At 56.1% G+C, this 22,976-nt stretch carries 22 protein-coding genes and 1 tRNA gene; 4 read left to right on the forward strand and 19 right to left on the reverse strand.

From position 1 onward, the window contains the following. Positions 1–91 precede the first annotated feature (91 nt). Positions 92–706, reverse strand: a complete 615-nt coding sequence (locus CPJ18_RS01420; protein WP_103656703.1) for an EF-hand domain-containing protein — start codon at positions 704–706, stop codon at positions 92–94. 98 nt (positions 707–804) lie between these two features. Beyond that, entirely contained in the window at positions 805–1,515 is a 711-nt protein-coding gene (locus CPJ18_RS01425; protein WP_103656704.1) for a pyrimidine 5'-nucleotidase, read from the reverse strand. Positions 1,516–1,618: 103 nt separating this feature from the next. Between CPJ18_RS01425 and CPJ18_RS01430 the strand changes: the two genes are divergently transcribed. Beyond that, positions 1,619–2,521, forward strand: coding sequence for a DMT family transporter (locus CPJ18_RS01430; protein ID WP_103656705.1), 903 nt, complete (start codon positions 1,619–1,621; stop codon positions 2,519–2,521). Here CPJ18_RS01430 and argB read toward each other — a convergent pair whose 3' ends face one another. Then, positions 2,522–3,406 (reverse strand): acetylglutamate kinase, encoded by an 885-nt coding sequence (argB, locus tag CPJ18_RS01435; RefSeq protein WP_077105350.1) that lies wholly within the window; start codon positions 3,404–3,406, stop codon positions 2,522–2,524. 235 nt (positions 3,407–3,641) lie between these two features. On the opposite strand from argB, the gene CPJ18_RS01440 reads away from it, so the two are divergent. Further along, positions 3,642–4,019, forward strand: a complete 378-nt coding sequence (locus tag CPJ18_RS01440; protein ID WP_103656706.1) for a hypothetical protein — start codon at positions 3,642–3,644, stop codon at positions 4,017–4,019. Positions 4,020–4,098: 79 nt separating this feature from the next. On the opposite strand, the gene yihA is transcribed toward CPJ18_RS01440, so the two are convergent. The 4 genes from yihA to rpmH are packed head-to-tail and all read right to left on the reverse strand — an operon-like array spanning position 4,099 to position 7,120. Continuing rightward, a complete protein-coding gene (gene yihA / locus CPJ18_RS01445) occupies positions 4,099–4,767 on the reverse strand; it encodes a ribosome biogenesis GTP-binding protein YihA/YsxC (RefSeq protein ID WP_077105348.1) in 669 nt (222 codons plus the stop codon). Further along, positions 4,764–6,569, reverse strand: a complete 1,806-nt coding sequence (gene yidC / locus CPJ18_RS01450) for a membrane protein insertase YidC (protein WP_103656931.1) — start codon at positions 6,567–6,569, stop codon at positions 4,764–4,766. The genes yihA and yidC overlap by 4 nt, the downstream gene beginning before the upstream one ends. After that, positions 6,569–6,952, reverse strand: a complete 384-nt coding sequence (gene rnpA / locus CPJ18_RS01455; protein WP_077105346.1) for a ribonuclease P protein component — start codon at positions 6,950–6,952, stop codon at positions 6,569–6,571. The genes yidC and rnpA overlap by 1 nt, the downstream gene beginning before the upstream one ends. 30 nt (positions 6,953–6,982) lie before the next feature. Beyond that, positions 6,983–7,120, reverse strand: a complete 138-nt coding sequence (rpmH, locus tag CPJ18_RS01460) for a 50S ribosomal protein L34 (RefSeq protein WP_042616368.1) — start codon at positions 7,118–7,120, stop codon at positions 6,983–6,985. Positions 7,121–7,490: 370 nt separating this feature from the next. On the opposite strand from rpmH, the gene CPJ18_RS01465 reads away from it, so the two are divergent. Continuing rightward, positions 7,491–9,509 carry a methyl-accepting chemotaxis protein gene (locus CPJ18_RS01465; protein WP_103656932.1) on the forward strand — a complete coding sequence of 673 codons (2,019 nt, stop codon included), beginning with the start codon at positions 7,491–7,493 and terminating at the stop codon, positions 9,507–9,509. A gap of 95 nt (positions 9,510–9,604) precedes the next feature. Here the strand turns inward: CPJ18_RS01465 and CPJ18_RS01470 are convergent, their stop codons facing one another. Continuing rightward, complete coding sequence (locus CPJ18_RS01470) at positions 9,605–10,957, reverse strand: dicarboxylate/amino acid:cation symporter (protein WP_103656707.1); 1,353 nt, start codon at positions 10,955–10,957, stop codon at positions 9,605–9,607. 272 nt (positions 10,958–11,229) lie between these two features. On the opposite strand from CPJ18_RS01470, the gene CPJ18_RS01475 reads away from it, so the two are divergent. Further along, positions 11,230–11,865: a CatB-related O-acetyltransferase gene (locus CPJ18_RS01475; protein WP_103656708.1), complete on the forward strand. Its 636-nt coding sequence runs from the start codon at positions 11,230–11,232 to the stop codon at positions 11,863–11,865. Positions 11,866–11,905: 40 nt separating this feature from the next. Here the strand turns inward: CPJ18_RS01475 and CPJ18_RS01480 are convergent, their stop codons facing one another. The 11 genes from CPJ18_RS01480 to CPJ18_RS01535 all read right to left on the reverse strand — a co-directional run bounded on the left by CPJ18_RS01480 (position 11,906) and on the right by CPJ18_RS01535 (position 22,971). Then, a complete protein-coding gene (locus tag CPJ18_RS01480) occupies positions 11,906–12,145 on the reverse strand; it encodes a hypothetical protein (RefSeq protein ID WP_146258627.1) in 240 nt (79 codons plus the stop codon). 142 nt (positions 12,146–12,287) lie between these two features. Then, a complete protein-coding gene (locus CPJ18_RS01485; RefSeq protein ID WP_146258628.1) occupies positions 12,288–12,695 on the reverse strand; it encodes a hypothetical protein in 408 nt (135 codons plus the stop codon). Between the two features lie 17 nt (positions 12,696–12,712). Then, the gene (locus CPJ18_RS01490; protein ID WP_103656711.1) at positions 12,713–13,663 is read right to left on the reverse strand and encodes a carbohydrate kinase family protein; all 951 of its coding nucleotides are present in this window, start codon (positions 13,661–13,663) and stop codon (positions 12,713–12,715) included. Positions 13,664–13,758: 95 nt separating this feature from the next. Continuing rightward, a complete protein-coding gene (locus CPJ18_RS01495) occupies positions 13,759–14,457 on the reverse strand; it encodes an orotate phosphoribosyltransferase (RefSeq protein WP_103656933.1) in 699 nt (232 codons plus the stop codon). Between the two features lie 70 nt (positions 14,458–14,527). Beyond that, positions 14,528–15,565: a dihydroorotase gene (gene pyrC, locus CPJ18_RS01500; RefSeq protein WP_103656934.1), complete on the reverse strand. Its 1,038-nt coding sequence runs from the start codon at positions 15,563–15,565 to the stop codon at positions 14,528–14,530. Between the two features lie 97 nt (positions 15,566–15,662). Beyond that, positions 15,663–16,700, reverse strand: a complete 1,038-nt coding sequence (locus tag CPJ18_RS01505; protein ID WP_103656712.1) for a 4-hydroxyproline epimerase — start codon at positions 16,698–16,700, stop codon at positions 15,663–15,665. Between the two features lie 71 nt (positions 16,701–16,771). Next, entirely contained in the window at positions 16,772–18,103 is a 1,332-nt protein-coding gene (locus CPJ18_RS01510) for an alpha/beta hydrolase (RefSeq protein ID WP_103585119.1), read from the reverse strand. Between the two features lie 348 nt (positions 18,104–18,451). Next, positions 18,452–19,231, reverse strand: coding sequence for a class I SAM-dependent methyltransferase (locus tag CPJ18_RS01520; RefSeq protein WP_103656714.1), 780 nt, complete (start codon positions 19,229–19,231; stop codon positions 18,452–18,454). Positions 19,232–19,273: 42 nt separating this feature from the next. Beyond that, complete coding sequence (locus tag CPJ18_RS01525) at positions 19,274–21,037, reverse strand: hypothetical protein (RefSeq protein WP_103656715.1); 1,764 nt, start codon at positions 21,035–21,037, stop codon at positions 19,274–19,276. 323 nt (positions 21,038–21,360) lie between these two features. After that, a tRNA-Arg gene (locus CPJ18_RS01530) sits at positions 21,361–21,437 on the reverse strand. 169 nt (positions 21,438–21,606) lie between these two features. Continuing rightward, positions 21,607–22,971: a sensor histidine kinase gene (locus CPJ18_RS01535; RefSeq protein ID WP_245445299.1), complete on the reverse strand. Its 1,365-nt coding sequence runs from the start codon at positions 22,969–22,971 to the stop codon at positions 21,607–21,609. Between the last annotated feature and the right edge of the window lie 5 nt (positions 22,972–22,976).

Here is a 22,976-nt window from a genome sequence, read left to right on the forward strand (position 1 = left end):
AGCATGAGGACAGAGATTGAAAAGTGGAAAGGCCGGAATGCACAAAGCCCGCTGTGAGGCGGGCTTTGCTGGTCTGGTATTCAAAAAGTGATTACAGGAACGGACGATCCGGCATGTCATCGATGCTGATCACGCCATCATTGTTCTTGTCGAGGCGCGTGAACATTTTCTCGCCAGCGGCTATAAATTCTGCCTTGCTGATCTGGCCGTTGCCATCGGCGTCGACCATGGCGAACATCGCATTCATTCGGCCACCGTGGCCGCCTTTGCCACCCATGCCACCGTGACGTCCTTCGTGCTTGCGTCCTTCCTGACCTTTACGGTCAGCATGGTCAGGGCCGCCTTTTTTGCCATCGGGGCCGTCCGCATTGGCACGCTCAGGGCGTGGGTTGGCGGCGCGGAACGCTTCCATCTTAGCCTTGCGGAAATCACGCATTTCCTTCGGCGTGATAGAGCCGTCCTTATTCGCGTCGATCTCGGTGAAAAGCGCGTCCTGACGGGCTGCAAATTCTTCCTTGGAAACCTTGCCGTCCTTGTTAGTATCGGCCGTCTTCAGCAGATAGACATAGGCAAGTTCAGGACGCATGGACGGGCCGTCTTTGCCAGGGCCTCCACGCGGTGCAGCCATGGACATGGTTGCTGTGGTGCTGAGCATCAGGGCAGCGCCGAGAGCAGTGAGGGCGATTTTTCGTTTCGACATCGTCATTACCTTTCAAGTGGTGTCCCTGAGTTGGAAGGTAGGTGACCGATGGCGCGTGCACCACTTAAAGATCAGTAATGTGCATGACAAATCGGTAACATGCGTCAGCCGCGCAGAGCTTTCAGAAAGCCTGTCAGATCATCGGTGATGAAATCGATATGTTCGTCGCTGACATCAGGAATTTCCCAGCGCTCCATGAGGATGCCTTCGAGATTGCGCGGCACGAGAAGCACGGTCTTCATGCCCAGAGCCTTTGGCGCGGTGAGGTTTCGCGGCAAATCCTCGAACATCGCTGCCTTGGTCGTATCGAGCTTGGCAAGGGCGGCGAATTTCTCATAGGTCGCGCTGGCGGGCTTTGGCAGATAATCGGCGGCGACGATGTCGAAAATATCCTCGAAGTGGTCGAGAATACCCAGCGCGCCAGCCGCCGCCTGTGCATGGGGAACGCTGCCATTGGTCAGAATGAACTTGCGCCCCGGCAGCGCTTTGATGGCTTCGCCCAGCTCCGGGTTTGGCAGCAAAGCGGAATAATCGATGGCGTGAGCGCGCTCCAGAAAGGCATTGGGGTCGATGCCGTAATGGATCATTAGGCCCTGAAGCGTGGTGCCATGCTCGTGGTAATATTGCTTCTGCAGCTTGCGCGCCTCGTCCGGCTCCAACTGCAGCAACTCGGCGACATAGGCCGTCATGTTCTTGTCGATCTGCGAAAACAGGTTCACCTCGTGCGGGTAAAGCGTGTTGTCGAGATCGAACACCCATTCGGTCACATGGGAAAATTGCGCGGCGTCAGGCTGATTTTTTGGTTTCGTGCTCATGGCCTCTTATGCCCTGTCATCCGCATAAAGAAAATCGAAAAGGCGACGCCAACGCAGCTTTCCGGCCTTGGGGGCCATCGCCAGCGCATGATAACCCAAGGGTATGGAACTCTGGATACCCATCACCATCGCCGCTGCTTTCATGCAGAACCTGCGCTCGGCCTTGCAAAAGCATTTGCAGGGCTCGCTCGGCACGCGTGGGGCCAGCTTTGTGCGCTTCGGTTACGGCTTTCCGATCGCTATTCTCTATGTGCTGTTTCTGCATTTCGGTGCCGAGCAGATTTTTCCAACCTTCAGCACCGGCTTTTTCATCTGGGCGGTGGTGGGTGGGTTGGCGCAAATCTTCGCCACCATGATGCTTGTGCATCTGTTTTCGCTGCGCAACTTCGCCGTCGGCACCGCCTATTCGAAAACGGAACCGGTACAGGCGGCTGTGTTCGGTTTCGTCATACTGGGTGAAAAACTGACGCCGGGTGCGATCATGGCCATCATTGTCGGCGTCATCGGCGTGATGACGATATCCATGGCGCGGCTGCCGTTGTCGTGGCGAAACACCGTTACGGCGCTGACCAGCCGCACCGCGCTGATCGGCATTGCCTCGGGCGGCGTCTTCGGCATATCGGCGGTCGCTTACCGAAGCGCGTCGCTGTCGCTCGAAGGCGCGGGACCGATCATGTCCGCAGCCGTGACGCTGGCCTGCGTGACGACGTTTCAGACGGCGTTCATGTTGGTGTGGATGGTCTGGAGAGACAAAAGAGAGATTGTGCAGGTCCTCGTCACCTGGCGATCATCTGCGCTTGTCGGCATAGCCGGTGTGCTGGGGTCGGCGGGCTGGTTCACAGCGATGACGCTGCAACAGGTGGCTTACGTCCGTGCACTTGGGCAGATCGAACTGGTCTTCACCTTCATGGCGTCGTGGTTTCTGTTTCGCGAACGGGTCAACGCCATGGAGCTTGCAGGATGCCTGCTGATCGTCAGCGGCATCCTGGGTTTGCTGTTCTGGTAATCAGGGAACGATGAGGGTGCCTGCACCTTCGGTAAAGATTTCCAGAAGAACCGCATGTGGCGTCTTGCCGTTGAGGATGACGACACCCTGAACGCCTGCCTTGATGGCTTCGATGCAGGTTTCGACCTTGGGGATCATGCCGCCGGAAATCGTGCCGTCCTTGATCAGCGCGCGCGCCTGAGACACCGTCAGCTCCTTGATGAGTTCCTTGTTCTTATCGAGGACACCCTCGACATCGGTCAGGAACAGCAGGCGGCTGGCGTGCAGTGCACCGGCGATGGCACCTGCAAAGGTATCGGCATTGATGTTGTAGGTCGCGCCATCACGGCCCGGAGCCACGGGCGCGATGACCGGGATCATTTCGGACTTTGCCAGAAGGTCCAGCAGCGTGCGGTCGACTTCAACCACTTCGCCGACGAAGCCGAGATCAAGCACGCGCTCGATATTGCTGTCGGGATCAACAACGGTCTTCTTGGCCTTTTCGGCAAAGACCATGTTGCCATCCTTGCCGCAAAGGCCGATGGCCCATTCGCCGGTCTGGTTGATGAGGGCGACGATTTCCTTGTTGATCGAACCGGCCAGAACCATTTCGACAATCTCGACGGTCTTGGCATCGGTGACGCGCAGACCACCTTCGAATTTCGATTCGATGCCCATCCTGCTCAGCATCGCGCCGATCTGCGGGCCACCGCCATGCACGACAATGGGATTGATGCCGGACTGCTTGAGGAGAGCGATGTCTTCTGCGAAAGCCTTGCCGAGACTGGTGTCTCCCATGGCATGACCGCCATATTTCACGACGATGGTCTTATGTTCGTATTTCTGCATGAAAGGCAGAGCTTGTGCGAGAAGCCGGGCCTGCATTTCGCTTTCGGAAGTCGTCATGGGAAATAACCTCGTCATTGATTGCCGCGCTTTTAACCCAAGTTTTTGACGGATGAAACAACGGACAGCCACTCAGCCGCAGAAAAATCAAACGTGAACGCGTGGGGATAGCCAATCTGATTGACATATGTGCCCAATCGGACCAGCTTTGTGGTCGGGGAAGTGCGCGTCGGCAAGGGGTAGCTGACTGATCGCCGTTTGCGGTGGCGCTATAAAGCCAGGAGTTCGACGCCGAATGACCTTGCCGGATCGGGAAAAACGAAGCGGTTTGAAAGATGAAGTGCTTGCAGGTGAATATGTGCTGGGAGCACTCAGCGCCGACGCAACTGCGCAGCTTGCCAAGCGCGTGAAGACGGATCGCCAATTTGCAGCCATTGTGCGCCGGTGGCAGGACAACCTTGGTCATGTCAGCACAGATGAGCGGCGCAGTTTCAGGTCCTATATGGACGCATCCATGGATCATTCCCTGCGGCGATCCGATGACAGCCTGCACCGCAGCATCTACGGGCGATTCAGCATTATATCGGCGCTTTGGAATTCGGTGCGTTTTTGGCGTCTGGCCACATCGGCTGCGCTGCTATGGGCCGCTGCCCTGCTGTTTTCAGCCGTCTGAAAACTGTCTGTCCCTCAATCCTGTAACATGTAGAGGAATAAGGGAAGGGGAGGCGACTGACGCCGCCACCCTCTCAATTTCAGATGATGCCGACCGTCTTGCAGATCTCGGCGCGAAGAAGGTCGAGCCCAGCAGACTTTTCTGACGATGTTGCCAGAACCTCCGGGTAGGCCGCTGGACGCTTGCGGATTTTCTCCAACGTCTCGTTGACGAGGCGCGGAACGCCAACATCTTTGATCTTGTCGGTTTTGGTCAACACGACCTGATAGGATATGGCCGCCTTGTCGAGGATTTTCAGAACGTCCTCATCATTGGCCTTGATGCCGTGGCGGGAGTCGATCAGCAGGTAGACGCGCTTGAGAGTTGCACGGCCACGCAGATAATCGAACACCAGCTTCGTCCAGGCATCGACATGGTCCTTGGGTGCCTTGGCGTAGCCGTAACCCGGCATATCGACAAGCGCCATCGGAGGCATATCGCCAGCTTCACCGGAATAGCCTTCAGGAACGAAGTAGTTGAGTTCCTGCGTGCGGCCCGGAGTATTGGACGTGCGCGCAAGCCCCTTATGGCCGACGAGCGCGTTGATGAGGGAAGACTTGCCGACGTTGGAACGGCCTGCAAAGGCAATCTCCGGCGGACCTTCAGGTGGCAGGAATTTCATCGCGGGAACGCCGCGAATGAAAATCCAGGGCCGACCGAAGAGGGGCTTTTCCGTTACCGGTTGGCCGCCATTGATATCGCTGGTCATTTGGTTTCCACCGGCTTTCGTTTGAACAATCCCCTGATGTTGTCAAACAACTCGATCTTGGCACCGTGGCGCTTCATGATCACAGCCTGCTGGCTGATCGAGAGGGTGTTGTTCCATGCCCAGTAGATAACGAGACCTGCGGGGAACGACGCCAGCATGAAAGTGAAGATCAGCGGCATCCAGGTGAAGATCATCGCCTGTGTAGGATCGGGAGGCGTCGGGTTCATACGCATCTGCATGAACATGGTGATGCCCATGATGATAGGCCAGACGCCGATCATCAAGAAGTGCGGAACATCGTAAGGCAGAAGGCCGAACAGGTTGAACAGCGAGGTCGGATCCGGCGCAGACAAGTCGTGAATCCAGCCGAAGAACGGCGCGTGCCGCATTTCGATTGTGACGTAGATGACCTTGTAGAGCGCGAAGAAGACCGGAATCTGCAACAGCATCGGCCAGCAACCGGCGACCGGGTTGATCTTCTCTTCCTTATAGAGCGCCATCATCGCCTGCTGCATGGCCATGCGATCATCGCCATGCTTGGCTTTCAGCTCCTCCATCTTCGGCTGCATACGCTTCATGTTGGCCATGGAAGCATATTGCTTGGAGGCCAGTGGGAAGAACAGCAGCTTGACGACGATGGTGGTCAGCAGGATGGCCACACCGAAGTTACCAAAATAACGGAAGAAGAAATCCATCAGTTTGAACATCGGCTTGGTGATGAAGTAGAACCAGCCCCAGTCGATCAGGCGATCGAACTTCGGAATGTTGTATTGCGTCTCGTAACGGTCAACCAGAGGAACTTCCTTGGCACCGGCAAAGACCATGTTCTTGAGTTCGATGGACTGACCGGGGGCCACTGTCATGGCGTCGCTGCGATAGTCTGCCTGATAGCGCGGCTGACCGTCCGTAAAGTGCGAGTAGCGTGTTTCGACCGCAACGTTCTGTGGCGGTACGATGGCCGCAGCCCAATACTTGTCGGTGATACCGAGCCAGCCACCCATAGCCTTCGGCAGCGTAACCGGCTTTTCCTCGATGTTCTTGTAGGTATCTTCCGTCAGGCCCGCATCCGTGCCGGCAACGCCCAGAAAGCCTTCGTGAATAACGAAGACCGCAGGGGTCGTCGGCTTGTTGTTGCGAGTAATGCGGCCATAGGTCGAGAACGACACAGGCGTCTGGCCAGGGTTGTCGATCTTATCGGTGACGGTGATCATGTAATGATCGTCAATGGAGATCGTGCGTGTGAACACGACGCCGACATCATTGGTATAGGTCAGCGCAACCGGTGTGGCTTCAGTCAGCTTTGCACCTTCAGGCGCCGTCCAGACTGTGGAAGGGCCGGGGGCCGAACCTGTTGTCGCTTCGCCAGCGATATAGCCCAGTTCGGTGAAGTAGCCGTCATGGGTATCGGAAGGGGAAAACAGCGTGATGAGCGGGCTCGAGTCGTCTACCGTCTCGTGATAATCCTTGAGACGAATGTCATCCAGACGAGCGCCCGTCAGGCTGATGGAGCCTTGAATGGCGTTGGTGTCGATCTGAACGCGTTGCGACTTCGTCAGCGATTCCTCACGTGAAACCGTGGCTGCCTGCTGGCCGGTTGCGCCGGGCAGGGTGCCCGTCGGCGCGGCGGTGCCAGGTGCTGCATTTGTCGTCGTCGTTGTCTGCTGCGTGGCCTGCTGCGCCTGTCGAGCCTCTTCGGCGCGGCGCTGCTGCTCGATGCGCGGATTCATGTAGAGGAACTGCCAGGCAAGCACGATGACAACCGAAAGGCCTATCGCGATAAAGTAGTTGCGGTTTTTTTCCATCATTCTTTCCTGGAGCGGGTCTCCCGGGAGCGTCCGGATTTCGCTCGTCCCTTGATCCGCTCTATGAGCAAGTGTTCCAGTACGGCAAATTCGGTATTCAGTACGTCCCTACGGGCGACAATCACATAGTCATGTCCGGGTTTCATTGCCAACCCTGCCGAAAGCCTGACGGCCTCCTTCAGACGGCGGCGCATTCGGTTGCGTTCAACCGCATTTCCTTGGCGTTTGGTAACCGTGAAGCCGACCCTTGGTTCGGTTTCAGGTTTTTGACGATCCAGGACTTCCATCAGGAAAGTACTGCCTCGCCTTTTTTCTCCTGCCTGGACAGCAAGAAACTCCGGTCGGTTTTTCAACCGACCGGGTATTTTCTTCTCATGCGTCATGTGCCACGACTTTCATCGGGCTATGGCCAATTAGGCCGAGAGACGGGCGCGGCCGCGTGTGCGGCGAGCGGCCAGAACCTTGCGACCGCCGGCAGTCGCCATGCGGGAGCGGAAACCATGACGACGCTTGCGAACAAGCTTAGATGGCTGGAAAGTACGCTTAGACATTTATTTAATACCGCGGGGTGCGGCCCTTCTTGACTTTGCCCCTTTTGGGACAAGAGCGTTTCGTTTTGGCGTTCAGGCGCATGCGCGAGCACAAGTGCGCGAACGTGCGGGCTTATAAGGGCTTCCGGCCTGCAAAGTCAATCGCTGCCGCTCAATCCCCTCGCACACACTTAAGAGTGGATGCAGACGCCCGCGCAGGCTGCCGACGTACAAGCAACCCGTAAGTTCTTCATTTAAGAAGCAAAGTATCGAGTCGCTAAAATCCGAAATTCTTTATTAAGAGTGCGTATATAAAGTTATGCCCACGAACGATTATTTCGATTTCGGTCTCACATACGTGTGGGAGGAGCGTTTTGAGGGGAATACGCAGTTGAGAATACGGGGCAGGATAAATCTTCTGGTGGGGCTCTTAAGCCTTGTGGCATGTACCATCGGCGGCTTGTCGATTTTCGCCGTCAATGAATACCACAAACAGACACTGACACTGGATGCAGTGGCAGACCGCGCACGCCGCGGCGAAACACTGAACCGCCTCGTTACCGCTGTGGTGATGGAAGCGCGCGGTATCTATGCGGCCAAGGACACCGCTGCTGCGTCCAAATTCGGCGACGGCTTGATGAAGAACCTGGCGGATATGGACACCCTGCTCAAGCAGTGGAAACCGCAGGTTCCCGCCAGCCAGACAGCACAATTCGCCAATCTCGAAAAGCGCTTTGAAGAGTTTCGCACGTTCCGCACAGAGACCGCGCGCCTTGGACGCGACGTAAGCCCGCAGGACGCCAATGCGCAGGGCAATAACGAAGCGAACCGCGAAAACCGCAAGGCCTATCAGGGCGAAATCGATGCCGTGGTCAAATCCGACCTTGCGGAACTCGAGGCGATCAAGACCGACATCGAAAGCTTCGGCCAAATGATCTTCCTCGTCGTGGCCCTCGTGACTGTGGGTGGCGTCGTTGTCGGTGCCGCGTTCGGTCTTTATGTCGGATCCAAGCAGCTCAGCGGTCCTATTCTGAAAGTATCCGAAGCCATGAATTCCGTGGCTGAGGGTAACCTAGAAACGGACGTTCCATGCCTCGACCGCAAGGACGAAATCGGCGAGATGGCCGCAGCCGTCGAGGTTTTCAAGCGCAACGGTCTGGAAGTCCGACGCATGAATGCTCAGGAAGCTTCCATGCGCGCCAGGAGCGACGACTTGCAGGCCGGCATGGCAGACGTTGTCAGCGCCGCTGCTGCTGGTGATTTCAGCCACCGTATCACCAAGGATTACGGTGATGAGAACCTCAACCGCTTTGCCCAGAACATCAACGCCCTGCTGGTCAGCGTCGATAGCGGCGTGACGGAGACGGGTCGCGTTATCGAAAGCCTCGCCCATGGCGACCTGACGCAGACGATGAACGGCAATTTCCACGGCGTTTTCGCCCAGCTTCAATCTGATGTGAACGAGACATTTGCCAAGCTCAAAGGCACCATGAGCGAAGTTCGTGGCAGCACGGAAAGCATCAACGGCAATGCCAATGAGCTGCGCTCTGCCGCAGATGACCTGTCCAAGCGTACCGAGCAGCAGGCTGCGGCGCTGGAAGAAACCTCTGCCGCTTTGGACGAGATCACGGCTGTTGTGCGCAATTCCACAGAACGGGCGCAGGAAGCCAGCACGATGGTGTCAGAAACCAAGGAAAAGACTGCGCAGTCTGCCAAGGTGGTGCGTGACGCCGTATCGGCCATGGGCCGGATCGAGCAAGCTTCGCGTGAGATCAGCCAGATCATCAACGTCATCGATGAAATTGCCTTCCAGACGAACCTGCTGGCGCTGAATGCCGGTGTGGAAGCGGCGCGTGCCGGTGAAGCCGGCAAGGGCTTTGCCGTGGTGGCACAGGAAGTGCGCGAGCTTGCTCAGCGCTCCGCCAATGCGGCCAAGGACATCAAGGCGCTGATCACCAAATCCGGCGATGAAGTTGGCAACGGCGTGAAGCTGGTGCAGCGCACCGGTGAAGCTTTGGATGAGATCGAGACCCGCGTTCTCGGCATCAACGACCACATCCACTCCATCGCAACCGCTGCAAAGGAACAGTCGACCGGTCTGCAGGAAGTCAACACCGCCATCAACCAGATGGATCAGGTCACGCAGCGCAATGCGGCCATGGTGGAGGAAACCTCTGCCGCAACCCATAAGCTGAGCGCCGAAGCCGAAAATCTGGTCTCGCTCGTGGGCCGGTTCCGGTTGGGCAACGACAAGAGTGCTTACGCCTCTGCCTCAGTCAGACCTGCCGCCGCATCATCGCGCTCGGCTCCCGTCGCATCACCTGCACGCAAGATGATGGGCAACGTGGCCCGTGCCTTCAACGGTAACGCCGCCGTCGCCCAGACCCGTGACGAATGGCAGGAGTTCTGAGGCCTGGACCTCCAAGCCTGAGTTTGAAGATGTCGAAACTGAAAACCCCTCGCCACTGCGAGGGGTTTTCTTTTGGTGAGGAAGGTCTCGCCAGCTTATTCGGCCGGAGCCATCGCGGGGTCGAGAGCATCGATGCCCTCCTGGCGGTCATAGGCGGCCTGATCGAGAATACCCTGACGTTTTGCGACGATGGTGGGGATCAGCGCCTGTCCGGCGACGTTAACCGCCGTGCGGCCCATATCGAGGATCGGATCGACCGCCAGCAACAGGCCGACGCCTTGTAGCGGAAGACCGAGCGTGGACAGTGTCAGGGTGAGCATGACTGTCGCCCCCGTCAGACCCGCGGTTGCCGCCGAGCCCAGAACCGAGACGAAGGCGATCAGCACATATTCCTGAATGCCGAGCGGCAGGCCGTAAAACTGCGCAACGAAGATGGCGGAGATCGCGGGATAGATGGCCGCACATCCGTCCATCTTGGTGGTGGCACCCAGCGGCACGGCGAAGGCAGCGTACTCACGCGGCACACCGAGATTGCGCTCCGTGACCTGTTCTGTCACCGGCAGCGTGCCTATGGAGGAACGGGAGACGAAAGCCAACTGAATGGCTGGCCATGCTCCGGAAAAGAAGCGGATCGGGTTCAAGCCGTTGGCTGCAAGGATGATGGGGTAAACGACGAAAAGCACGATGGCGAGGCCGATATAGATCGCAGCCGAATACCAGCCAAGCGACGCCAGCGCCTCCCACCCATAAACGGCAACGGCATTGCCCAGAAGACCAATCGTGCCGATCGGCGTCAGGCGGATGACCCACCACAAAATCTTACGCGTAATAGCCAGCAGCGAGCGGTTGAAGGCAAGAAACGGCTCTGCCTTCTCACCCACCTGCAAAGCGGCAATGCCAACAGCAATCGAAATCACCAATATCTGCAAGACGTTGAAGTTGAGCGCGGTCGTCGCACCACCCGGTGTAACCTTGGTCGACGCCTGAAGACCGAGCAGGTTTGCGGGGATCAGCCCTTTGAGAAAATCAAGCCACGAACCTGTGCTGGAGGGTGCAGCCGCAGCCGTCGCCGCAACGCCGGAATTGATACCAGGCTGGATCAGCAAACCCAGCGCGATGCCGATGAGAACGGCAATCAGAGCCGTGATCGCAAACCACAACAGCGTCTGCCACACCAGCCGCGCCGCATTGTTCAGCTCCCGCAGATTGGCGATGGAAGCCACGATGGCGGTGAAGATCAGCAGCGGCACCAGTGCGCGCAACAACTGGACGAAGATCGAGCCGATGGTCGACAGCGCCTGAACCAACCAATTCGGCCCTGCCTCGGACGCTCCCATCTGCCGGGCGACATAGCCAAGCACGAGGCCAACAACCATGGCGGCGAAGACCTGGAAACCGAAGGACGCATAAAAGGGCTTTGACGCCCGTGTGGTGGATGAAGCAGACATTTTGTATTCCGTGAGAACGAGAAGAAGGCGTGTACCATCTAACGTGAAAATGAGGAGATGGTTCTATTCTCTGCGTCTTGTCCACAATATCAACGAACAGAATTGCCCACCCGCCTGATTCATTAGAAATTTCGTTTATCAAATCCAGCAGCTTGGACCGGTCTTCTCATGGATCAAAACAATTCATGAGACCAATCCATCTCGGCAGATGGATAAGGCGGATAGAAGCGCATAGCCTTGGCAAACTCTCTCTCCATCAAGGCTTTTGCCAAATGCCGCTTCTCGATGCGACCGCCATTCACCCCATTACCCTGCCCGATGGGCGGGTCTATGAGGAAACCGTCTATCTCAGGAATGTCATCGATCATCCCCGCATGGATGTCGGTGATTTCAGCTATTACACGCATTCTGGGAAGCCGGAGGACACGGCCGCCATTCTGGCGCCCTTCCTTGGCCACGAAGTCCGCGAAAGGTTGGTCATCGGCAAATTCGTGCAGATAGCCAGAGGCAGCTATTTCATCACAAGCTCGGCCAACCACCCGATGACTGGCTTCTCTACCTATCCGTTTCGCATCTTCAAGCCGGAAACATTCGGCTACAAGGATCTGCCTGTCAAAGACACGATTGTGGATCACGATGTGTGGATCGGCCAGAACGCAGCCATCATGCCCGGGGTCTATATCGGCAGCGGTGCCATCGTCGCGGCAGCGTCGGTCGTGACGCGCAATGTTCCACCTTATGCGGTTGTCGGAGGTAATCCCGCAAGGCTTATCCGTATGCGTTATTCTGAAGATGTGATCGAACAGCTACTGCGTCTCGCTTGGTGGGACTGGCCTCTCGAAAAGATCGAAGCGAAGCTTGAAGCACTCAACAGCGGAGACATCGTTGATCTGAAGACCGATTTCTAGACGTGCTTTGGTTGTTCTTTCGCTTAAGCGGTCACAGGCTTTACCAGCGTTGCTGGTCTCCGTTGGCAACACCACCATCGTGCCACTGTTCGTAATAGCGCGCGGCGGTATCTTGCGCATGCAGCAGCATTGCAGGATTTTGCCAGACCATAAGCCCGCCAATGATCACAGCCGCCACCAGCGCAATCCCGATCAGCTTGCGCACCACAAACATCACCAGCCAGATTCCGATGACCGCAAAAATGGCCATCATCAGAATCGAACCGATACCTTCAGGCATATAGGTCTCAAGGGTTTCCATGTGAGCTTATAGAGCGAGCGTTTTGGCCGAAGAAAGGCAGATCCAAGTTTTTGTCACGTCGTTTTTACGCGAACGAAATGCATGAGCATTCATTGGCTTGCGAAAATGAGTCCTCTTGGGTTCAAAACATTTGCCCACAATAGTCGAAGTCGTAGCTTCCTATCCGCTGGTTGGAATCGTCGTATGTGTGAATGGTAATGTGACCGGTATCGTAGACCTTGAAAGAAAGCATGTCGGGTAAGCGAATGCCATGATATTCAAATCTTTCAAGAACAACTTTTTCCATAGCCAGACTGACGGGATAAACAACTGAAGAGAAATTTGATCGCAAAAATCGTGTGCTGGGCTGGCTGGTACCGTCCCCATCAGAAGCTTTCCTGAGTTCTGCAAAACGCGCGTCACAAGTCTCGGAAGTCATCCTCTTTAGCAGGATGGGGTCGCTGATTAAGGCCCAAGCGCTCATCATAGAAAATGATGCGAGCAAGATTAAGAAGGTCGTGCCTAGATTTCGCCCGATGAATTCACTCACCGCTTGTACCAGTATGCCTAGTATCGGAGAACTTTCTCTATATAAAGCCCGATCTCATTCGCCCAAGGTGGGTTCGCCCCAGCGCGCGACACGGTGATCGCCGCAGCCTTTGCGCCCAGTGCCAGTGCCTTGGCGATCTGCTCCTCCGTCAGCGACGCAACCTGTGGCTTGGTCAGCAGGCCCTGAAGTTTCAGCGAGGCGAGGATGCCGGCGTCGAAGGTGTCACCGGCACCGACTGTGTCGACCACCTCAACCCGTTCACTGGGCACTTCCACGCGAAGGTTCGACGTATAGCCAACTGCGCCTTCGGCACCGCGGGTGACGACGACGAGTTTGGCACCGTGGTGCAGCCAGTGGCGAGCGAGCGTGTCTTCGTCGCCTTCCAGACCGAACCAAGCCAGATCCTCATCCGAGAATTTGACGATATCCGACTTGGCGGCCATGCGGTTGATGCGTTCCAGATGCTTCTGCTTGTCCTTGATGAAGCCGGGGCGAATGTTGGGGTCGAGCGAGATGACGCGTTTTTCATGTTCGCGCATCAGAAGCGCTTCGTAAGTGCCGCCGCAGGGTTCAGGGATGAGGCTGATCGCACCGAAATGCATGGCTTCGCAATCGGCACCAATGTTGGGAAGATCGGCTTCGGACAGCATACGCAACGCTGTGCCTTCATCGTAAAAGGCATAGGTGGCGTGGCCATCTACCAGCTTCACGAAAGCGATGGTCGAAGGGCGATGCGAGAAGGCGCAGAGGCTGTAATCGACATTGCTAGCCTTCAGCGTGTCTTTCAGGATTTCGCCCATCATGTCATCGGCGATGCCGGAGAAGAAGGCGGAGGGAACGCCCAGACGCCCCAGCGCAATGGCCGTGTTGAAGACCGCCCCGCCTGCATAGGGCGCAAAACCCGGCTCGCCTTTCGTGGTTTCACGCGGCAGCATGTCGATCAGGGCTTCACCACAACACAGGATCATCCGGTCCTCCTCCGTATCAAAAACTAAATCGATTTAAACAACTTCACCCGAAATGGCCAGATGTCTGCCAATCGAAACATCCAAACCAAACAAGATCAGGATTGCGGCAATTCGCTGACCCCGCCCTGGGCGGCAGACCATGGCAGCGGATTGTCAAGGAAGGCTTCGACTTCCGACAAGGTCTTGTCATCGAAGAGCTTTTCAGCGCGGGCGACGGCCAAAACATTGCGCCATGTGCTGAGGTGATGCAGCTTCACGTTTCTGTTAGCAAAGCGTGCTTCAGCCTCCGGGAAGATGCCGTAATAGAACAAAGCAATGCCGTGATCGACAATGCCGCCAGCGGCGCGGATGGCATCGATGAAGGTGAACATGGAGCCGCCAGCGGTCGTCAGATCCTCGATAACCAGCACGCGCGCACCATCGGGCATATGGCCTTCGATCTGCGCATTGCGGCCATGGCCCTTGGGCTTCTTGCGGCAATAGATCATTGGCAAGCCCAAACGTTCCGCCAGAAAGGCGGCGAAGGGAATGCCGGCCGTTTCGCCACCGGCCACGCAATCGAACTCTTCAAAGCCCGCGTCGGCAACGATCTTTGCTGCTGCAAAATCCATAACGGCGGAGCGGATGCGCGGGTAGGAAATCAGCTTGCGCATGTCGATATAGACAGGGCTCTTCATGCCGGATGCGAAAGTGTATGGGCTTTCCGAGTTGAAATGCACCGCCTTGATTTCCCATAACATCTTCGCAACAAGTTCAGCCACAAGGGCGCGATCCGTGAATGTGAACTGGGACATCGGCATTTTCCTCTTTTGATCATCGAGTGCATAAAAAAACTGCCGGATAAACCGGCAGCGATTGAAAAATTCAGTCAACGTCCCAATGCAGCGGGAACATCGGGTCGAACACCGTGACCGGGCCTGCGCCGGTATCGATCTTGGCGGGGAAGCTCACCGGCTCACCGCGCTTGACCATCGTGATCGTGTCTTCGTTGGGTGCCAGACCATACCACGCCGGGCCGTTGAGCGAAGCGAAGGCTTCGAGCTTGTCCAGCGCATTGTCCTGCTCGAAGACATGGGCAAGGCAGCTCATGGTGTTGATGGAGGTGTAGACGCCCGCGCAACCGCAGGCGCATTCCTTCAGCGGGTCCACATGCGGGGCGGAATCCGTGCCGAGGAAGAAGCGCTTGTCGCCGGAGGTTGCGGCAGCGCGCAGCGCCAGACGATGCTCTTCGCGCTTGGCAACCGGCAGGCAGTAATAATGCGGCTTGATACCGCCGACCAGAATGGCGTTGCGGTTGATGATGAGGTGGTGCGTGGTAATCGAGCCAGCGAGATTGGCCTTGGATGCCTTGATGTAATCGACACCGTCCTGCGTCGTCACATGCTCCATCGTGATCTTCAGTTCCGGCAGGCGCTGGCGCAGCGGGTCCAGAACCGTATCGATGAAGACTTTTTCGCGGTCGAAAATATCGACTTCTGGCGTCGTTACTTCGCCATGGACGCAGAGCGGCAGGCCGATCTTCGCCATGCGCTCCAGCACCGGCATCGCCTTGTCCATATCCCGCACACCGCCGTGAGAATTGGTGGTAGCACCGGCGGGATAGAGCTTGACGGCGGTGATGAGGCCGCTGGTCTTGCCCTCTTCCACGTCGTCGGGGCTTGTGTGTTCGGTGAGGTACAGCGTCATCAGCGGTTCGAAACGATCACCCGCTGGAATGGCTTTAACGATGCGGTCCTTATAAGCAATCGCATCTGCGGTCGTCACGACAGGCGGCACGAGGTTGGGCATGATGATGGCGCGCGCGAAATGGCGGCTGGTATCACCGATCACGCCTTCGAGCATCGCACCATCGCGCAGATGCAGGTGCCAGTCATCAGGGCGGCGAAGGGTGATCGACTTCATCGTGGGGCCTCGGAGCTTGCTGGAATTGCGCCCGTTTAACACCATTTTGCGCGAGAAGACAGCGCCAAAAACCATTTTTTCAGCGCAAAAGCTGGCGTTAAATCGCGCCTGCCTGCGGTCCCCAGACATCGGTCATGGCAAAACCATCTGCCAGCGGATCGTTCGGGTCGAGCCAGACCTGATGCAGGCCGAAGGTGAACCCGCGCCCGGTGATGGTGGGAATGACTGCCGCCTTACCCGCAACTTCCGTGACTGCCGAGAGGCCGACCTCGAACTGCGTGCCTATGATGGAGCGGGATGTATAGGTATCACCCACCTGCACCTTGCCGCGTGCATGCAGCGTGGCCAGATTGGCGGAATTGCCGGTGCCGCAAGGGGAGCGATCCGCCCGGCCCGGCCACATGGTGGTACAGGTGCGGATGGTGCCATCTGCTTCCGTATCGCGGAACATGACATAGGCCACGCCCGAGATCGCGGGGATTTCGGGGTGTACCACGGGTATCTCGCGGTTGACGATATCCTTCAGCACCATGCCCGCCGCCACCAGGTTGGCCGCATTGGCCTTGTCGATGGTGAGCCCGATTTGTGCGACATCCACCAGCGCATAAAAAATGCCGCCATAGGCAATGTCCATGCGGATGCGGCCCCAATCCGGCGTGTCGATTTCGACATCCAGTTCGTGAACGAAGGACGGCACCATGGTGAGCTTCACCTTCTCGCAGCGGCCATCGCGGCAGGTGGCGGTGGCTTTCACCAGACCGGCCGCGGTTTCCAGTATGACGATGGTTTCCGGCTCCTTCATCTCCACCACGCCGCTTTCCAGCAGCGCGGTCGTCGCGCAAATGGAGTTAGAACCGGAACTGGCATGCGCCTGATCCGGCTGGAGAATGACGAAAGCGGCATCCGCATCCGGGTGTTTGGGCGGCAGCAGCAAATTGACGGAGCCGATGGGCGCACCGCGCGGCTCCAGCGTTAGGAAGCGGCGAAGCTCTTCGCCTTTCGGATCGGTATTGAGCCAGTGAAGCTGTTCGGCGACCGTATCGCCCGGAATTTTCGGCACGCCACCGGTCGCCACACGCCCGATTTCACCTTCGCAATGAACATCGAGAAGCTGAATTGTGCGTCTGAAGCGCATGGGAACCACTCTGGTGTAAAATCAGGACAGGCAGGTCATAACGCATAAAATACTGTTTGTATATTACGCTTTTAGCGATCCCGGCATTCGGAATTTCCACGATTGACGGACAGGTTACAATCGCTAGACCGCCGCGTGCCGTTGTTCAACGCCTGTGGATCGACCACGCTGGTTGCCGTGTCTCCGACCGAACCGACCGTGTTGCCCACGGAGCGACCGAGACGCTCGACCTGCCGTCCGTAATTTTCACGCGTCCGTGGATCGAACACCGCAATGGGTGCGCTGACGACGACGCTTGCCGCCGTGCCAACCGTCTGCGCGGCACCAATGCCGACGGCACCGATGGCTTCGCCCAGACCCACATCGGAATCCGTTACAGTCTGCCCGTCGATCAACCGCCCGCCGATGAGACGCACGACCTCGGGGCTTTCGGCGAACTTTCCGTGGTTGAGGCTATCGCCGGATTTCAGCTTGGTGAGGTCTAGAACGGTAATGCCAGCACTTTCGAGTTGGCTGCGATAGGGCTCCGCGCCGGGGTCTATCTGGCCGAGGCGGTCGACATTGCCGGAAATGCGCCGGGAAAGGCTGAGCGCCCTGTCATCCTGCGACACGAACAGCGTAAATTTCGGCTTTTCCTTGCCCAGACTTGCATATTGGCGCGCAAACACATCCACATCGAGATCCGGTGCAGCCAGAATGACATTGTTGATCTTGGGATAGACACGCCCGTGTCGGATTGCCATCTGGCGCAGGGCTTCGACCGCAAGCCATGTCCCCATGGAATGCGCCATGACGGTGACATCACTGACCGCATTGTCCTTGGCCAGTCGCGTCAGCATCTCTTCCAGCGCATCGCGGGAATAATTGGTGCTTTCCTTGTCGTAGTTGTAATCGAACACGCTGGCGCGCGATGGCCAGGTAAACACCACCGGCAGCACATCGGACCCGGAATCGTGGACGATCTGCGCAAAGCGATAGACCGATTCCTCATAGCGGTTGTTGAAGCCGTGCACGAAGACCAGCACACGCTTGTTTTTCAGGCTGTTGCGTTTGATCCAGCTCTGGCTATCGGCGTCGCTTTTCAGCGATTCCACGGAAACGGTGGTGAAGCTCTTCAACGGGTCTGCCGGCAGCTTTTTCGGCCACTGTACCTGACCGACCTTACGATTGGCCTCGGGTGGAATGGAAACGGAGATGGCATCGACCTTCAGCCCCGTACCGCGCTCGCCCCCGAACAGAATGGCCTTGTCATCCGACGGTGCCCGCGTGGTGGCAACCAGAAGATTGACCGCAGACGTTCCCTGCACCCTTTGCCCGGTCGGCGTCATGACACCAATGGGCCGCCCGCCGCAGCTGGCAAGGACGGCAAGCAGGGTGACGAAAGCGACGAGCCTTGCGGCCATTCAAATACTCCGGGGACATGGCGGAGGCTTTTTCGTCAGAATGACGATCTGGAGCCTTTAGCTGTCAACGTCCCCGTTATTACAGAACAACTCGGCATAGACCAGCCACCGGGCGATCATCGGGAATTGCTTTTCGTGTAAGGTGTGGCGCAAGCGCCTCAAAAGTTGTCGTACAGGCCTTCGGAACCCAAAGCACAGATCGCAGGTACGCATCACTGAATACCTGACGATCATTTGCATCGATCGCCCGAGACCTGAAACAGGGCTTGGAAAACCCATCAGTTGACAATTACAGATCAGTGGTCTGACGCTGGCCCCCGAATGTGGAGCGTTGTGCCAATCGCGAGATTATAAATGGAATGTCAGTGGGGGAATTTGTGGAGCCTTTTCCACAAGCACTAGTCCACGGCCAAATTTTATGCTCGCAATAGATTTCGCCAGCGCGATGACTTCGTACTCATCTCGTGCACCTGGTAGATGGATAGCAAAATCGTTATACTTATAGTCTTCGAAAATGCTGTTTTGAACATCAATCAGCATCTTGAAAAACTCCACAGTCGTTACCGGGGCGTCACGGAAGGCATCGGTATGCCCCCAGTACATGCATTCCAAATCTTCAACAAAGTAAATTCCCGTGTCCTTAAGCCCGTTGCTAAATAGGCCGTTAAAGGATGCGATCTGATTCGATGCAACATGGCTTCCGTCATCAATGATGATGTCGAACGGGCCGTATTTTTCGACAATAGACTGTAGGAAGGCAGGGTCGCTCTGATCGCCGATCTCAACATGAACATTATGTTCAGGCGCGTTGAAAACAGAGCAGCCCTCATCTATATCAATGCCGACGATGACGGCACCATCGCCGAAGAAACGCCTCCATAGTTGCAGAGACGCTCCTCTGTAAACGCCGATTTCTAGTACGCGCGGACTTTTGCCGTGATATCGTCCGAACTCGCGGTCGTATGTCTGAAAATAACCAAGCCACTTATGACCACCAGGAATAGTGGACCATACCTGACCGGATACCGTGTTTTCGAGACTCGGAAAAGGAGGAACCTTGCTTCCTTCCCACGCAACTCTCTTACGCATTTCCTCGGGCAGCAGGTTATAAATACTTTTGGATGGCATGGTTTTCCTACGTTCTCGGTTGTTGTCCGGTAATCAGGGGCGTTAGGCGATTTTGACCGCGTTGAATGGATTGCCCAGCGACAGATTATCTTTCTGCTCTCGTTCCAAAGCAGTGAGTTTCCTACCCCATCCAGGGATTAGCTCCGCGATTTCATCCGCTGCATTCCTCAAGGCTTCGAGCGTGGGAATGTTCTGTGGGGGATTGAAGCGATCCAGCCCGGACATAAAGTGTCCGAACGTCTCGCGCATCGCGACAATGATGGTCCTGTTAAACTCGCTGAATTCGTTATCCTGCATCAAAATCTTTAGGCGATGGTTATCAAGAATTGTTAGAACGGCGGATCCGTCCAGAGCTGCGTTCAGGGCTTCGAAAAAAATCCGGTATTTGTGGAAGTCCTTCAAGATAAGTGTTTCGGGGGCGAATTCAGTGTGGGCGACTTTCGGTTCGCCGACGAGAACGCAAGGCGTTATGGCGTTTCTGCGTCCCATCCTGTCGACGATCAACCCAAGTGACTTCCCGGTTCCAACAAAATCGACAAGCAGAGTATTGCGACCAAGCTTGCTCTGCAGATACGCCTCGTATTCAGCCGATTCAATGTAGCAAACCGCTCTGGAAATTCGCAGATATTCCGAAGAGGGCATCCTTGTCATTGCGAAATGGCGTGACGACAGCATTTCATGCCAGAGGTTGCAGTCGCGGGCAGCCATGAGGATTTTGTCCGCACCATATTTCTCGGCGCACAACCTGATCCAAAAAGAACCGAGAATCATAAGTGGAATGTTGATCGAAGCCTGAGCATTCTGGGCATTGCGGACATGAATATTCGGGTGAAACGTGTGCAAGCGCGTTTCCCGTATGGCGTGAGCATAAGCCCCAAGACCAATAGCGTGAAGGATTTCCTCGCTCCGGTCCCACTTGGAAATCGTGACCAGATTGACGGCAATTCCGAAACTCGAAGGACTAATGATATCAGCCTGTATATTATCACCGAAATGGCTGCGCAGTTTGTATGTGCCTAGAATTTCGGGCCAAATTTTCCTGTGATGCTTGCCGTAATTACTCAGATAAAGCTTGTTTGTCAGTCCACATTTTTCTGTCAGTACGCGCTCGATAAACGCACGCGGCAAATACATGTCGGAAATGATAATGTCGTTCGAGTTGACTCGAGCGACCACATCACCAATCGGGAAAAGATGATCCCACTCTTCCTCCAGTTCCATCCACTTCAGCACATTTGCCTGCTTTTCTGTCAGAAAAGCTTCTGCCACCATAATGTTATAGATGTCATCGATCCCATAAGGCAGACGCCCGAATATGCTCATTTCTGTTTTATGACGCTTGTCTGCAAAATTTGCCAACCCCGCTTTGCGTTCAACAATGCGGAATATTTCCAAAGGGTTGTAGCAGCGCCGGGCAACCAGCGTATCGAAAAGATCGAAGCTCTGGACTTTGGTATGACTGTCTGAAGAGTTCTCTTCCAGTACGTGGAAATTGCGAGTTTGTTCGTATCCAGAAGCAGGATCGCGAAAATACCCACCAAGCCGAATGAGATCATCCGGTCCCTGCTGGCTGGAAAACTGGCACGTAATCCTTCCATTTTGGTCCAAAATATTCACACACTCACCATCGATCTCCCAAAACATTTCGTTTGGATGACTATAGCCGATCAGAAAACCATTTTTTTGGAATACAAAGTCTTCACTGAGGACTGTATTGGACGATTGGACCCTGAACGTAAATGTTCTTGACAGTAATTGTTCTGCAGTAATGAAAATCGAGCCTTTAGCTTCCGAAATATCGAGCATTTGTTGTTCCGCCTCTGGAATATAGAACAACCATTAGTGTCATAAGCTTGCCTCAACCTAACCAGACGATTGACTGACGGAAGTCTAAATCCGGCCGAGCGCAGTTGCGATGGCCGTGGAGGTGATTGCAAATACGATGGGATGGGCAACGACTTCGATGACGTAAGCAATTATGTAACAGCTGGAGACGACTAAGTGCGATCAAAATTACTGCCGATCAGCTTCCTACGCCAAATAGCAATACATGACATCATCATTCGGCGCATCGCGATTCAGCTGCTGCAAATGCTCGATAAAAGATAGAAATTTTAGGAAGAAAAAAATGGCGCACCCGAAGAGATTCGAACTCCTGACCCCCAGATTCGTAGTCTGGTGCTCTATCCAGCTGAGCTACGGGTGCGTGCCGCAGAAACATGTTCCATTGGCGTGGCGATCCTCTAAAACGTCCTCATGTTGAATGCAAGCGATTTCGCTGAGAATTTGTCATTTTCCTGCAATGAATTTTCTATGTGATTGAAATAATTGGGTTTTTGATGAGGTCGGAACATGCGCTCATATTTGAGCAATGTTCACGCGCCGTTTTGCTGACGAGGTTCGTTGGCTGGGCGGTCTGAGATTTCGATGCGGAATTGGGTCCCCTGGCCGGACTTTTCCACCAGCGCAATGGTGCCCTTGTGGGAAAGCACGAGTTCGCGCGCGATAACGAGGCCAAGGCCGGTGCCGCCGGAGCGTGCTGAGCCTTTGAAGGCTGAGAACAGGTTCTCTCTGGCCCGCTGGGGCATGCCGGGGCCGTTATCATCGATGACGATGCTGACGACGTCTGCATTTCGCTGTGCGGCGATCGTCAGCCGTTTGTGCACGTGGTCATCACCGCTGGCCTGCTGCAGTGCCTGCACGGCATTTCGACAGAGATTGTAGAGGACGCGAAACAGCTGTTCGCCGTCGGCATCGATGCGCAGATCGGTCGGGACGTTGTCAACGAATTCGATGCCGCTTACGGGATCGATCGCCAGCACGTCCTTGACGTCCTGCACAAGCTCGTCAAGATCGATCAAACGTCGCTTCGGTGCGCCTTCGGTTGCCTGGCCGTAGGCCAGAACCTCGCTGGTGTAGCCAACGGCACGATCTATTGTGCGAAGCAGTTTTGGCGCGAAACTGCGCACCATCGGGTCTTCGACATCCACAAGGCGGTCCGACATCAATTGTGCTGAAGACAGAATGTTGCGCATGTCATGGTTGATCTTGGAAACGGCCAGGCCCAGATCGGCGAGGTTCTTTTGCTGCTTCAACGTTTTTTGCAGTTGCGTCTGCATGTCGGCCAGATGGCGTCCGGCCACGGCGAGTTCGTCGCTACCCTCTTCCGGTTTGAACACGCGTGATGGGTCGTCCGGCTGTTCGGAAAAGCCCTGCATGCCCAGCGTCAGGCGGCGGATGGGGCGGATGAGGATGCGGTTGATCGATACGAAAATCAGGCTTGCGGTGATGAGCGACAGCGCCACCGAAATCATCAGGACATTGCCGGCATAGGCAATCATCGCTGCGCGGAGTTTGTGTTCTCCAATGACGATTTCGATGATCATGTTGCTGTCGCCGATGACATCGAACACGCGAATGACGCGGTTGCCGCCGAACAGAAGAACCGAAAAGGCATCGCGCACCGCGGCCAGTTGCGACACGTCCGACAGGTCATATTGCTCATCGACGCTGGGCGGCACTTCGGTGGCGGCGAGAAGGGTGGAGGTTCCGTCCTTCTTCAGGGCGATCAGCTTGGCACCTGTCGCCAGCAGCGTGTCGTTCTGTACGGTTCGGGGCAATTCGGTCTGCAGGCCATCGATCACGACGCCAGCGGCGGCAGCCGTGTTCAGCCTGTCACGCAGCCACGACAGGCGCATATTGGCGACGGAGGGCACGAAAATCAGAACTTCGGCGATCATGACGA

This window comes from Agrobacterium rosae (genome assembly GCF_002915175.1).
GTDB classification, from domain to species: domain Bacteria; phylum Pseudomonadota; class Alphaproteobacteria; order Rhizobiales; family Rhizobiaceae; genus Agrobacterium; species Agrobacterium rosae.